General features: G+C 67.3%; 11 protein-coding genes. All 11 read left to right on the top strand.

The genetic code is table 11. The annotated features are described in order from the left end of the window. Positions 1 to 18: 18 nt before the first annotated feature. The 11 genes from LWC34_RS09630 to LWC34_RS09580 all read left to right on the top strand — a co-directional run bounded on the left by LWC34_RS09630 (position 19) and on the right by LWC34_RS09580 (position 13,893). Positions 19 to 867, top strand: coding sequence for an NTP transferase domain-containing protein (locus LWC34_RS09630; protein WP_233724649.1), 849 nt, complete (start codon positions 19 to 21; stop codon positions 865 to 867). Positions 868 to 892: 25 nt separating this feature from the next. Further along, positions 893 to 2,695, top strand: a complete 1,803-nt coding sequence (locus tag LWC34_RS09625) for an aldehyde ferredoxin oxidoreductase family protein (protein ID WP_233724648.1) — start codon at positions 893 to 895, stop codon at positions 2,693 to 2,695. A gap of 51 nt (positions 2,696 to 2,746) precedes the next feature. Then, positions 2,747 to 5,689 carry a formate dehydrogenase subunit alpha gene (gene fdhF / locus LWC34_RS09620; protein WP_233724647.1) on the top strand — a complete coding sequence of 981 codons (2,943 nt, stop codon included), beginning with the start codon at positions 2,747 to 2,749 and terminating at the stop codon, positions 5,687 to 5,689. Continuing rightward, entirely contained in the window at positions 5,686 to 7,416 is a 1,731-nt protein-coding gene (locus LWC34_RS09615) for an NAD(P)H-dependent oxidoreductase subunit E (protein WP_233724646.1), read from the top strand. The genes fdhF and LWC34_RS09615 overlap by 4 nt, the downstream gene beginning before the upstream one ends. Then, positions 7,413 to 8,633, top strand: a complete 1,221-nt coding sequence (locus LWC34_RS09610) for a molybdopterin molybdotransferase MoeA (protein WP_233724645.1) — start codon at positions 7,413 to 7,415, stop codon at positions 8,631 to 8,633. Before LWC34_RS09615 ends, LWC34_RS09610 begins: the two co-directional genes overlap by 4 nt. Next, on the top strand, positions 8,630 to 10,531 hold the full coding sequence (locus tag LWC34_RS09605; protein ID WP_233724644.1) for a molybdopterin biosynthesis protein: 1,902 nt from the start codon (positions 8,630 to 8,632) through the stop codon (positions 10,529 to 10,531). Before LWC34_RS09610 ends, LWC34_RS09605 begins: the two co-directional genes overlap by 4 nt. Positions 10,532 to 10,543: 12 nt before the next feature. Further along, positions 10,544 to 11,386: an ABC transporter substrate-binding protein gene (locus LWC34_RS09600; RefSeq protein ID WP_233724643.1), complete on the top strand. Its 843-nt coding sequence runs from the start codon at positions 10,544 to 10,546 to the stop codon at positions 11,384 to 11,386. A gap of 1 nt (position 11,387) precedes the next feature. Then, positions 11,388 to 12,089, top strand: a complete 702-nt coding sequence (locus tag LWC34_RS09595) for an ABC transporter permease (RefSeq protein ID WP_233724642.1) — start codon at positions 11,388 to 11,390, stop codon at positions 12,087 to 12,089. Then, positions 12,086 to 13,078 (top strand): ABC transporter ATP-binding protein, encoded by a 993-nt coding sequence (locus tag LWC34_RS09590; RefSeq protein ID WP_233724641.1) that lies wholly within the window; start codon positions 12,086 to 12,088, stop codon positions 13,076 to 13,078. Before LWC34_RS09595 ends, LWC34_RS09590 begins: the two co-directional genes overlap by 4 nt. Before the next feature lie 74 nt (positions 13,079 to 13,152). Next, positions 13,153 to 13,686 carry an ATP-binding protein gene (locus LWC34_RS09585; protein WP_233724640.1) on the top strand — a complete coding sequence of 178 codons (534 nt, stop codon included), beginning with the start codon at positions 13,153 to 13,155 and terminating at the stop codon, positions 13,684 to 13,686. 36 nt (positions 13,687 to 13,722) lie between these two features. After that, on the top strand, positions 13,723 to 13,893 hold the full coding sequence (locus LWC34_RS09580) for a hypothetical protein (protein ID WP_233724639.1): 171 nt from the start codon (positions 13,723 to 13,725) through the stop codon (positions 13,891 to 13,893). Positions 13,894 to 13,925: the final 32 nt, after the last annotated feature.

Below are 13,925 nucleotides of genomic sequence, written 5' to 3'. Positions count from 1 at the left end.
CTGACTTATCATCCGCGAGTGCAGACTGCAGCGGGTGTCGTACTGGCTGGTGGCCGATCCACGCGGATGGGACGGCCGAAAGCCGGGTTGGAATGGCACGGTTCGACGTTCCTGTATCGCACGGCGGCATTGCTGGGGCGCACGGTCGACGGGCCGGTTGTCGTGGTCGCCGCCCCTGGCCAGACGCTGCCCGAGTTGCCTCACGGGGTCGCAGTCGTCGAAGACCCGGTGGAAGGCCTCGGGCCAATGCAAGGCGTGGCAGCCGGGCTCGCCGCAGTGGCGGACCGCGCAGAGGTCGCGTTCGTCTGCTCGACGGACATGCCGTTCCTGCACCCCGCGTTCGTGCGACGGGTACTCAAGGGCTTGACCGACAGCAAAGCCGACATGCTTCTGCCGTTCGCTCGCGGCTTCCGCCAGCCGCTGGCCGCCGGATACCGGACATCCCTCGCGGAGCTGATCACCAAGCTGATCGGCGAAGGGGATCTGCGGCCAGGCCAGCTCTTCAAACACTGCGATGTCCAGCAGCTTGACGACCCGCGACTGCTCGACGACAGCGCACTCAAGCGCCTTGACCCGGACCTGGAATCGGTCCTCAACATCAACACCCCCGAGGACTACGAGGCCGCACGCAACCGGCCCTCGCCCACCGTCACCGTCGAGCGATTCGGCGCGTTGGCGGGTAAAGGCGGGCATCGGCCGACGGAGATTCAGGCGGCAACGCTCGGCGAGGCCGCGGAGCACGTCGGCCTGGCGCTGGATCGGCATGTTGTCGCCGCGGTGAATGGCGACCAGGTCTCTCGCGATGCGAAATTGCCTCTCGTGACCGGCGATTCGGTGGCGTTCCTGTCCGCAGACGCAGGTGGCTGACGGTATGCGGGCATAGAGTTCAAGTATGGCGCCGGGTGGTTTTTTCGGACGTGCACTGATCGTCGATGTCGACGGCGCGGCGGCGACTGGCACGCCGTTCGAGCTCGACGAGAAGGTCCTGCGCGCATACCTCGGCGGCGTGGGTCTTGGTACGTGGCTGATGCACCGGCTGGCGCCGCCGAAGGTCGACCCGCTGGCGCCCGAAGCGCCGTTGGCCTTCGTGTTCTCGTCCTTGGTCGGCACCCCGCTGACCACAAGCGCCAAGTTCGCGGTGGTGGCGAAATCGCCGTTGACCGGGCTGCTCACTGACGCGCTCGCATCCAGCCAGTTCGCCATCGCGGGCAAGCTGACCGGTCACGACGCGCTCGTGATCCGGGGCAAGGCCGCGCAACTCTCAGTGCTGCTGATCGACGGCGACGGGGTGCGTCTTGAGCCAGCGCCTGAGCTGGCGGGACTACCCGCCTCGGCAGCCGAAACCCAAGCGAGGGAACGGTTCGGGCGAGGCTGGCGAACGGCCGCGATCGGTCCGGCAGGGGAACGTCAGGTCCGCTACGCCACGATCAGCCACGACGGCAGGCACGCCGGACGTGGCGGCCTCGGAGCCGTGCTGGGGGCCAAGAACATCAAGGCGGTCCTGGTCCGATCGGCGACCAAGGTGGCCGTGGCCGACCAGGCCGGTGTCCTGAACGCCGCCAAGGACCTACGTAAGCGCAGTTTCGGCCCGGCCACGGCCAAGTACCGCGAGCTGGGCACGTTGGCGAACCTACTGGCGTTCAACGCGGTCAGCACGCTGCCGACTCGTAACTTCACGGCCGCGACCTTCGATGGCGCGCCGAAACTGGCCGCTGAGGAGCTGCACGAGATGCGCGGGGTCGCGCGCAACAGCTGCGCCTCGTGCTCGATCGGCTGCGAGCACATCTACTCCCGCAAAGGCGGCGGCAGCCAGCGGATGGAGTATGAAAACGTCTTCGCACTGGGCCCGTTGTGCGGGGTCTCAGACCCGGACGACGTCTTCGCCGCGAGCGCCCGCTGTGACGAGCTCGGGCTGGACACGATCTCCGCGGGCGGCACGATCGCCTGGGCGATGGAGTGCGTCGAACGCGGCCTGATCGACGAGCCCTGGCTGAAGTTCGGCGACGGCGCGGCCCTGCTGCGTGCCCTGGACGCCATCGGCGAACGGAAACCAGGTCTCGGCGAACTCCTTGCCCAGGGTTCCAGGAAAGCCGCCGAGCAGGTAGGCCACGGCTCGATCGACTTCGCGCCCCAGGTCAAGGGCCTGGAACTGCCGGGTTACGAGCCACGCAGCCTCCAATCGATGGCCCTCGGCCTGGCCGTGAACGCCCGAGGCGCCGACCACAACCGCTCGGGCGCCTACGAGGCCGACCTGTCCGGTGAGCTCAACCGATTCGACGGCGGTTCTGCCCATGTGGCCGCCGCGATCGGCACCGAGGACCGCGCCGCGGTGATGGATTCGATGATCCTGTGCAAGTTCCTCCGTGGCGTGTTCGACGACCCGTTCACCGAGTGGGCCACGCTGCTCTCGTTGGTCACCGGCTGGGACCTGGACGCCGACGAGCTGCGTACGGCCGCGAAACGCATCGTGCGCGCCAAGCGAGCCTTCAACCAGCGAGAAGGCGCGACGGCGGCGGATGACACGCTGCCCGCCCGGATGCTCGAGACGCCGTTGGAGCTCGCGTCAGGGCGGACCGCGACACTCACGGCCAGCCGCTTGCAAACGATGATCAACGGTTATTACGTTGCGCGTGGGTTCGATGAGGCAGGCCGCGTCAGCACGACCGATCTACCCGACTTACTCCTCGAAGCCTGATTGTATGACGTATGTTGTATGCGGCATACGCTCCAGTGACGGAGGTCCGCTATGACGGCAGTCGAAGAGCCCACCACCGCCGTGCGCACAGTCTCGGCGATCATCGACGGCCAGAACGTAACTGTGCCCGAGGGCACGACCATTTACGATGCCGCCAAGCAGGTCGGCGTGGATATCCCGGTGCTCTGCCACAACGAGCGCTACGACCCCGTCGGCGTCTGCCGCATGTGCGTCGTGGACACAGGTGGCCGGGTCTTCGCAGCCGCGTGTGTGCGGCCTTGCGAAGACGGCATGGAGGTCAAGACCAACACGCCTGAGCTGGAGCGCAACCGCGCCACGCTCACCGAGCTGCTGCTGTCCGACCAGCCTGACCGTGCCGAGGACCCGAAGCAGACCACGACCGGCGACAACCTCCTGCTGGAGCTGGCCGACCAGTTCGACGTGGCCAAGGAGACCACCGATCTGCCGTGCGGCTCTGGCCGTGGCATCGACACGTCCAACCCGGTCATCAGCGTCAACCACGACGCCTGCATCCTCTGCGACCGCTGCGTCCGTGCCTGCGACGACATCCAGGGCAACGACGTGATCGGCCGGTCCGGCAAGGGCTACTCGACCACGATCGCGTTCGACTTCAACGACCCGATGGGCCAGAGCTCCTGCGTGACGTGCGGCGAGTGCGTCCAGGCCTGCCCGACCGGCGCGCTGACCAACAAGTCGATCAACCTCATCCCGATCCAGCCGCGCGAGCAGCTCGAAGCTGTCGACAGCGTCTGCCCGTACTGCGGTGTCGGCTGCGCGCTGACCTACTACGTGGACCGCGAGCGCGGCGCGATCTCGTTCGCCGAGGGTCGTGACCAGCCGGGTTCGAAGAGCCGGTTGTGCGTCAAGGGCCGGTACGGCTGGGACTACGCGGCCTCGCCGCAGCGGCTCACGGTTCCGTTGATCCGCCGCGAGGAGTCGTACCCCAAGGGCGCCTTGTCGGCCGACGTGCGCGGTGAGTACAACGACCGCGGCCGGACCGAGGGCGGAAACCGAAGCGGCGGCAAGAAAGGCCGCGACGGCAAGCGCAAGCCCGGCGGCCTGGTCGACTACAACGAGGTCATGCCGCACTTCCGTGAGGCCACGTGGGAAGAAGCCCTTGATCTGGTCGCCAGCAAGCTCAAGGAGATCCACGCGACCCAAGGTCCCGGCGCGATCGCCGGGTTCGGCTCGGCGAAGTGCTCGAACGAAGAGGCGTACCTCTTCCAGAAGCTGATCAGGGCCGGGTTCGGCACCAACAACGTCGACCACTGCACCAGGTTGTGCCACGCGTCCTCGGTCGCCGCCCTGTTCGAAGGCGTCGGCTCCGGTGCGGTGTCGACGACCTATGGCGACGTGGCCAACGCGGACATCGTGATCATCACCGGGTCCAACCCGACCGCGAACCACCCGGTCGCCAGCTCGTTCTTCAAGCAGGCCCGCAGGCGCGGCACCAAGATCGTCTACGTCGACCCGCGCGCCAGCACGGTCGCCGAGCACGCCGACTACCACTGCCAGGTCAAACCCGGCACGGACGTGGCGTTCTACAACGCGATCATGCACGAGGTGATCCGGCTCGGCCTGATCGACCGCGACTTCATCCGCGAGCGCGTCTCCAACTACGACGAGCTCGCGCGCACGGTCGCGGACTACCCGCCGGAGCGGGCCGCGCAGATCACCGGCGTGGACGCCGACCTGATCCGCACCGTCGCCAGGGAGTGGGGTGAGGCCGGTGCGGGCGTCATCTACTGGGGCATGGGAATTTCCCAGCACACCACGGGAACCGATAACGCGCGCTGCCTGATCGCGCTCTGCTCGATCACCGGCAACGTCGGCCGTCCCGGCACCGGCCTGCACCCGCTGCGCGGCCAGAACAACGTGCAGGGAGCGTCGGACGCTGGCCTGATCCCGATGTTCTACCCGGACTACCAGGGCGTGGACCGGGACGCGACCCGTCAGCGGTTCGAACAGGCGTGGGGCACGCAGCTCGACCCCAACCGCGGCCTGACGGTCACCGAGATCATCGGTTCCGTGCTCAAGCCGGGTGGCGTGCGCGGGATGTACATGCTCGGCGAGAACCCGTTCCTGTCCGACCCGAACATCAACAAGGTTCGCAAAGCCTTGGCAGCGCTGGACTTCCTGGTCGTGCAGGACATCTTCCTTACCGAGACGGCCGAGTTCGCCGACGTGATCCTGCCTGCTTCCTCGTACCTGGAGAAGGAGGGCAGCTACACCAACACCGACCGGCGGGTGCAGCTCGGCCGCAAGGTGATGGCCCCGCCCGGCCAGGCGCGCGTTGACTGGGAGATCGTGCAGGACATCGCCCAGCGCATCGGGCTGGATTGGAACTACGGCTCCCCCAGCGAGATCTTCGACGAGATGGTCGCGCTGATGCCGTCGTACGCGAACCTGCGGCACGACAACCTCGGCCTGTCCGGGAAGCTCTATCCGAACGAGGATCCAGAGCACTCCGACGGAACTGTGGTGCTGTTCGACGAACGGTTCAACACCGACGACGGCCTCGCGCATCTCGTGCCCGCGCAATGGTTGCCGGCCAAGGAGCTTCCGGACGCGGAGTACCCACTTGTGTTGAACACCGGGCGATTGCTCGAGCACTGGCATACCGGGTCGATGACTCGAAGGTCGTTCGCGCTGGACACGATCTCGCCGATCCCCGAGGTGTACATGCATCCGAAGGACGCGGCCGATCGCGGTCTCGCGCACGGCGAACGTGTCCGGGTGCGTTCGCGGCGCGGTGAGATCGAGCTGCAGGTCCGGATCTCGCACCGGGAACAGCTCGGCAACTGCTTCATCCCGTTCCATTTCCGGGAAGCCGCGGCGAACCTGCTGACGATCGACGAGATCGACCCGTACGGCAAGATCCCCGAGTTCAAGTTCTGTGCCATCCAGGTCGAGGCCTTGGGCGCGGCGCACGCGCACGCGCACGACATCGAAACAGCGGGGGTCGGGGAATGACGATCAGTCCTGAGCGGGTTCCCGGCGTCGAGGCACGGGCGGGCAAGTTCCCTGGGCCGTCGCTGATCCCGGCCCTCAACGCGATCCAGGCCCGGCTGGGCTGGCTGCCGAGGGAAGAGCTGGAGGAGCTGGCCCGCGAGGTGCGCAGGCCGCGCTACGAGATCGAGGGCCTGATCTCGTTCTACCCGCATTTCCGCACCACGCCGCCGAAAAAGGTCCAGCTGAGCGTCTGCCACGACCTGTCGTGCTGGCTGCGTCAGGGCGACGACCGGATCGCCGAGGTGAAGGCGAAGTACGGCGCGGACACGGATGTCGAGCTGGTCGAGGTCTCGTGCCTCGGTCGCTGCGATGTCGCTCCTGCCGCCGCGGTGAACGAGTACCCGGCGCCAGTGTCCGAAGTGGACAACTTGGTGGTCTCCGCCCGCGGTGAGGGTGTCGGGCATGCCTCGGCTTCCCGGCGTGACGAGCCGTGGCCGAACGACCCGTATCCCGCGGGATCCGGTGTCGCTGAGCGATATCAGTCGCTGCGGGCTTTCCTGGCAGGCGAGATCAGCGCAGAGTCCATTGTGGCCACGCTGAAGGACTCCGGACTTCGTGGGATGGGCGGCGCGGGCTTCCCGACCGGGCAGAAGTGGAGCCTGGTCGCGGCGGCCCAGCCGGGCACGGTGAAGTACGCGATCTGCAATGCCGACGAGTCCGAGCCAGGCACGTTCAAGGACCGTCAGATCCTGGCTGATCAGCCACACTTGGTGATCGAAGGCCTGCTGCTGGGCATGGCCGTGGTCGGCGCCGAGGAAGGCTGGGTGTTCATCCGGCACGAGTACGGGCCGGAAGAGCACGTGTTGCGTGCGGAGATCGCCGCGTTGCGCGAGGCTGGCGTCATCGGGCCGGACGCGTGCGGCAGCGGGCGACGGCTGCAACTGGACATCTTCGTCTCCCCCGGCGGCTACATCCTCGGCGAGGAAACCGCCCTGCTGGAGTGCATGGAAGGCCACCGCGGCGAGCCGCGCAACAAGCCGCCGTTTCCCGGCAACTACGGTCTGCACGGCAGGCCGACGTTGATCAACTCGGTGGAGACGTTCGCCGACGTGCCGGTGATCCTGCAGCGCGGCGCCGGTTGGTGGGGCGAGCAGGGCATCGGCGAGTCCGTCGGCTGGAAGTTCTTCGCGGTGTCCGGGCATGTGCGGAATCCCGGCGTGTACTGCGTTCCAATGGGCACGACCGTTCGCGAGCTGATCGACACCGCTGGTGGCGTGCTGGACGGCGCCGAAGTGGGTGCGGTGCAGCCGGGTGGCGCGTCGTCCAACTTCATCGGACCGGACCAGCTCGATCTGCGGTTGGACTTCGGCACGCTGGCCAAGGCGGGCACCATGCTGGGCTCCGGCGCTTTGGTGGTCCTCGCTGAGGGTACGGATTTGCTGGCCGCGTCGACGAACGTGTTGCGGTTCTTCCGTAACGAGTCGTGTGGCAAGTGCGTGCCGTGCCGGGTCGGTTCGACGAAGGCACATTCGTTGTTGAGCGGCGTGATCGACTCAGGGTCCACACTGGACGAAGCACAGCGCGGAAAGATCCTGCAGCTGGAAGAGGCCATGCGGAAGACTTCCATCTGCGGCCTCGGACAGGTGGCGCTCGGCCCGGTGGTGTCCGTGCTCGGCTTGGACAAGGGTGGGGCCGCGGCACGCCCGCAGCCGAAGCCGGAAGGATCGAAGGAACAGCCGAACCGTTGAGCGGACGAGAATTCTTCACCACCCGCACGGTCGCCGAGGCACTCGCGGGATTCCGTCCAGCCCATCGCACTGCTGTCGAAGAGGTTCCGTTGTCGGCGGCGTTGCACCGCGTGCCAGCCGCCGACATCCCGTCACCGCACGCGTTGCCGGGCTTCGCTAAGTCCACTGTGGACGGGTTTGCGGTTCGGGCGGCCGATACGTATGGCGCCTCCGATGGCTTGCCGTCCTATCTGGACCTGCTCGGCGCGGTCCGGATGGGCGCGGCACCAACGGTTTCGGTCCGGCCTGGTGGCTGTGTCGCGATGCCGACCGGTGGCGTGATTCCCGATGGCGCCGACGCGGTCGTGATGGTCGAGTACACCGCTGAGACCATGCCAGGAACCATCGAGGTCACGCGTCCGGTAGCACCGGGTGGCGGCATGGTCCGGGCCGATGACGACGTCGCCGCTGGTACCGTGCTCGTCGCTGGCGGACGCCCGCTAAGGGCCCCTGACCTGGGGCTTCTCGCCGCAGCTGGCGTCACTTCGGTCCCTGTGCACGCACGGCCGCGGGTCGCGATCATCTCGACCGGGGACGAGGTCGTACCGCCGGAAACCGCTGAACTGACGGCGGGACAGGTCCGTGACGCCACAGCGTCGGCATTGGCCGGGCTGGCGATCGAGGCGGGTGGCGAACCGGTGATCGCGGGCATTGTGTCCGACGAGCCTGGGGCGTTGAAAGAGAAACTGACCGAGGTCCTGCCCTCGTCCGACCTGGTCGTGGTGTCGGCGGGCTCGTCGGTCGGCGCACGGGACGAGACCGCTGGCGCGGTGGCTGCCGTGGGTGAGGTCTGGTGCCATGGGCTGGCGATCAAACCTGGCAAACCGACGCTACTGGCGGAATCCAACGGGGTGCCGATGATCGGCCTGCCCGGCAATCCCTTGTCCGCGCTGGTCGTGTTCGGGCAGATCGGACTCCCTCTGCTGTGGCGGATCGGCGGTTGCCCGACGCCTCCCGTGCGGCCGAACGTGCGTGCCCGGTTGTCGCGCGATCTGGCGTCTGTGGCCGGGCGGCTCGACGTGATCCAGGTCAAGGTCACCGATGGCGTGGCCGAACCGCTGTTCGGGCCGTCCGCGCTGCTGTCCGTGCTCACCAGCGCCGACGGGTACGTGATCATTCCCGAACCGGCGACCGGGCTGGACGCCGGTATCGACGTGGATGTCACGCTGTACCCATGAACAGCCCGTTCGTCTCCGACGTCCCCGCCGCCGAGGCCCACGCCGCCTGGCGCGAGGCACGTGCCGCCGCGGGCTGCCCGGCACGGGTGGAGACGATCCGGGTGCCTGTCGGCGAGGCCGTCGGCCGCGTCACGGCAGCGCCGGTGTGGGCGCAACGCTCCTCCCCCGCGTTCGACTCGTCCGGTATGGACGGCATCGCCGTCCGGGCGTCGGACACGGTAGGCGCGTCGGAGACAACGCCGGTGGTCGTGACGGACTTCGAGGTCGTCGACACCGGCGACCCGCTTCCGCCGGGCTATGACGCGGTCGTGATGCGCGAACACGTACATCGTACGCCTGAAGGCGCCGAGCTACGGGCCGCTGTGCCGCCGTACCAGCATGTTCGGTCCATCGGCGAGGACATCAGCGCCGCCGAACTGCTGCTGCCGGAAGGCCATCGGCTGCGTCCGGTCGATGTCGCCGCCTGTGCCGCTGCCGGAGTAGTCGAACTCACCGTCCGGCGTGCACCGACCGTGGTGATCATCCCGACCGGCGACGAGATCCGCCCGATCGGATCCGACCTGAAGCCTGGGGAAATCCTCGACACCAACTCACTCATGCTCGCCGCGCAGGCCCGCGAGGCCGGATGCGACGCCCGCGTGACCGACATCGTCATGGACGACCCCGAAACCATCACCGCAGCGCTACGTGCCGCCGCCGAGGAAGCCGACCTCGTATTGCTGATCGCAGGCTCCAGCGCTGGCCGCGACGACTACACGGCACGCGTGGTCTCCAGTGCCGGAGCCGTCGCGGTACACGGAGTCGCTGTCCGGCCAGGACATCCTGTCGTGCTCGGCACCGCCAAAGGAGATCCGGCCACGCCGGTGCTCGGTGTCCCGGGATATCCCGTATCGGCGGCGTTGACGTTCGACATCTTCGCCGCACCACTCCTGGCCGAACTCGAAGGCGCCGCCCCACGCGAACGGCCCTCCACGACGGCCCGGCTCGCCCGCAAGCTCCCGTCCGCCATCGGCATGGACGACTGGGTCCGCGTCCGCCTCGGTCGTGTCCAAGATCAGATCGTCGCCACCCCTTTGCCACGCGGCGCTGGCGTACTCACCTCACTGGTTCGAGCCGACGGGCTGCTTGTCGTGCCCGCCGGAGTCGAAGGCCATCACGCCGGAACCGAAGTGCGCGTGGAACTCCTGCGCGGCCTCAACGAGATCAACCGGACCATCGTGGCGATCGGCTCCCACGACCTCGTGCTGGACCTCGCCGCGTCAACGTTGCGCGCCGCCGACCCGCTGATCACGCTGGCGTCCTCGAACGTCGGCTCACTCGGCGGGCTCGTCGCGTTGCGCGACGGCCTGTGCCACATCGCCGGTTCTCACCTACTCGACCCGGCAACCGGCGAATACACACTGCCCTATGTGGACAAACTGCTCGGCGACGACATCGCGGTCATCCGGCTCGTACACCGCGATCAAGGTCTCATCGTGGCACCAGGAAACCCGTTGGGGATCAAGGGAATTGACGATCTAGCCCAGGTTCGCTACGTCAACCGTCAGCGCGGCGCCGGGACCCGGGCACTGCTGGACTACGAGCTCAACCAACGAGGCATCGACCCGTCCACCATCCCCGGGTACTCCCGCGAAGAGCACACCCATCTCGCCGTCGCCGCCGCTGTCGCGGCCGGTCGTGCCGACGCGGGCTTGGGCATCCTTGCCGCGGCGCGCGCGTTCGACTTGGACTTCGTGCCGGTCGCCCAAGAACCGTACGACCTCGTCCTGCGCGCGAACGATCTGTCCAACCCTCTGCTCGCACCACTGTGGACTTTGCTTGACCGCACGGACTTCCGGGCGAGCGTGGAAGCGCTCGGCGGTTACTCTTGTGCGGAGACTGGTCGTCGTATCCGCTGAAAGGATCCGCCCGTGCTCGGACGACGTTTACTCGCGCCCTTGGCAGCCTTGGTGATGCTGACCGCGTGCGGCACGGATCAAGCAGCTGGTCCGTCCGCCGAGAAGTCGTTGATCCTGGCGACCACCACGAGTACCCAGGATTCGGGGCTGCTCGACGAACTGCTGCCCGCGTTCACCGCCGAAACCGGCTGGCAGGTCAAACCACTGGCGGTCGGCAGCGGCCAAGCGATCGAACTCGGCAGGCGCGGCGAGGCCGACGTCCTACTCGTCCATTCACCCGCGGCCGAGGAGAAGTTCGTCGCGGAAGGCACTGCCGGGCAACGACGGCTGGTGATGCACAACGACTTCGTGCTCGTCGGCCCATCGGCTGACCCAGCGGGAATTCGTGGCGTGCCCGCGGCACAGGCGATGCAGAAGATCGCCGCGGCGCAGGCGGGTTTCGTCTCCCGTGGCGACGAATCCGGTACGCACGCCCGGGAAAAGCAGCTGTGGCAGCAACAGCCGAGCGGTAGCTGGTACCGCTCCACCGGCCAAGGCATGGGCGCAACACTGCGCGTCGCGAGCGAGACGTCCGCCTACACATTGACCGACCGAGCGACCTACCTCGCCCAGAAATCGAGTCTGGCTCTTGAAATCTTGAACGAGGGCGGCAAAGCCCTGCTGAACATCTACCACGTGATCGAGATGACGAAGCGGGCGGGCGAGCGCGTACAACCCGACGGCGCCAAGGCTTTCGCTGACTGGATGGTCGCCCCACGAGCCCAGGAGATGATCGGCCGCTTCGGCGTCGCCCAAAGTGGACAGCCGTTGTTCGCGGCTGACGCGGGCAAGGACGAAGCGAGCCTGGGGAGCTGACGTGGACGTACTCGGCGACGGCTTGCTCGAAGCCCTACGGCTGCTAGTCACCGGCGACGAGGACACGTGGGCGATCACCGGACTCACCCTCCGGGTCTCCCTCACCGCCACAGTCCTGGCTGCGCTCATAGGCGTCCCACTCGGGACGGTCCTCGCGCTCGGGCGCTTCCGTGGACGCCGAGTCCTGCTCGCCATCGCGAACACAGGTATGGGCCTTCCACCGGTCGTGGTCGGGTTGTTCATCACAGTGCTGTTATGGCGCAACGGTCCCCTCGGCACCTTCGGTCTGCTCTACACCCCGACGGCGATGGTCATCGCGCAAGCCGGGATCGCCACACCGATCGTGATCGCGCTGACCGCCGCCGCACTGCAACAAGTCGACCCCGACTTCCTCCTGCAGATGCGCGGACTGGGCGCGACCAAGCTCAGGGCACTCGGCGCGCTGCTCCTCGAAGCCAAACTGCCCTTGCTCGCGGCAGGCATGGCCGGATTCGGCGCGGTAGTAAGCGAAGTCGGAGCAGCGCAGATGGTCGGCGGCAACCTGGCAGGCGAGACACGCGTGCTCACAACAGCGGCCGTGCTCGCCACAAGCCGTGGACAGTTCGCGCTGGCCATCGCGTTCGGCATCGTGCTGCTGATCATCGCGTTCGCCGTCAACCTCACGGTCACGCTCGCCCAACACCGTCAAACGGCGGCCAAGTGAGCATCGGTTGCCGTGATCTGCGCGTCACCGCTGGCGGACGACAACTCGTCGCCGTGCCCGCACTGGACATCGCCGACGGCGAAACCCTAGCGATCCTCGGCCCTAACGGTTCTGGAAAGTCCACACTGCTGCGTGCCCTCGCACACCTCGACAACGCATCACGGTCCGGAACCGTGCTCCTTGACGGCCAGCTCGCCACAACCCCTGACCTACGACGTGCGGTCGCCGCCGTACTGCAACGGCCTGTGCTGCAGCGCGCGAGCGTGCTCGACAACGCCGCTGCCGGACTCAGACTGCGTGGCGTAGGACGCGCCGAAGCCCGTCAACGCACAGAACCCTGGCTCGACGCGCTGGGCGTCGCGCACCTCGCCCAACGCAACGCGCGCACGCTTTCAGGCGGCGAGGCACAACGCGTCGCCATCGCTCGCGCGCTCGCGGTCGGGCCGCGCGTGCTGCTACTCGACGAACCGTTCACCGGTCTCGACGCAACCACGCGTACAGACCTGCTCGCCGACCTGCACGCCGCACTCACCCACCTAAGCGCGTCGGTGCTGCTCGTGACCCACGACCGCGACGAAGCCCGCTCACTCGCCCAACGAACTGCACTGCTCGTAAACGGCGAAATCCGGCAGACAGGCAGTACCGCCGAGGTCTTCGACGCCCCCGCCGATCCCGACTGCGCCACCCTGCTGGGCTTCACCGCACACCTGCCACCCGCACTAACCGGCCTCGACACCTTGGTCGTCGCCCGACCCGAACGCTGCCGCCCGCTGACCAACGGCGCACCGCCACCGCCCGACGCTGTGGTCTTCGAAGGCACCGTCCGCCGGGCCGTTCCCCTTGGCGGCGCGACCCGGCTTGACGTCGACACCACCACAGGCACCGTCTCCGCTGTCACCACCGCCATCATCGCCGCCAGGCCTGGCGACCCGATCCGCCTCGCGATCGCAGCGGAGCACCTGCGAGCTATGTCTACTGACGTTGCGTAAACCGTCGAATTTCTGGGTACACGGGAGCGGGCGCGCAAAGAAAGTGCCAGTGCGCAGAGAGGGCGGACGACTTGATGCGCGACGAGACCGAGGATGCCGACACTGCTCGGTTACCGTGGGCTGCCTGGGTGCGCATGCTCCCGGACACCGCACGTGCCGCGGTCTCTGAGGCCGATCTCACCGCGCCCTACATCTTCATCAGCCTTTCTGCGGTTGCCACCGAACTGCCGGCTGCCCGTGCCTCGCTGCGCCGCTGGTCACAGGCGATCCAGCTCTATGTACAGCAGACCGAGGACGTCGTGCTGGCTGTCGACGAAGCCGTGGCGAACGCGGTCGAGCACGCGTACGCGGATGAGAACCCGGGCGCTGTCACTGTTTTCGCTGGCTACGTGAAGCCTGGATCGCGGGTTTGCGTTGTGGTTTCCGACTCTGGTCGCTGGCGGCCGCCATTGGCGGATACCGGCGTACGGGGTCGTGGGGTGTCGATGATGAAGGCGTTGACCGATCATTTCACGTTGCACCACAACGAGAACGGCACAACTGTGCTGCTCGGGTGGGACGTGCCCGCTATGCAAGGAGGTACGGGTGACGGACACGAGCCACAGTGAAGCCGCCTAACCCATCGGAGATCCATCGACGCGGCCGTGATCATCGAACGGCTCGACGCCATGCTGCGCTGCTTTCACCCACATGGGTACACAACGCAGTGCGTCATCCCGCCGATGCTGATCGTGCTGATGACCGACGGGTTGCTGCGCACCTATGGTCAGAGTAAAGAAGACGACATCGCACTGCTGGTGTTCCGAGCGGTATGACGGCCGTCCCGCATAGGGTGGGGGTAGGACGC

This window comes from Kibdelosporangium philippinense, from assembly GCF_021390435.2.
In the GTDB taxonomy this organism is placed as follows: Bacteria; Actinomycetota; Actinomycetes; order Mycobacteriales; family Pseudonocardiaceae; genus Kibdelosporangium; species Kibdelosporangium philippinense.
The sequence above is the reverse complement of the archived record's forward strand: the minus strand, read 5'-3'. Positions and strand labels throughout refer to the sequence as shown.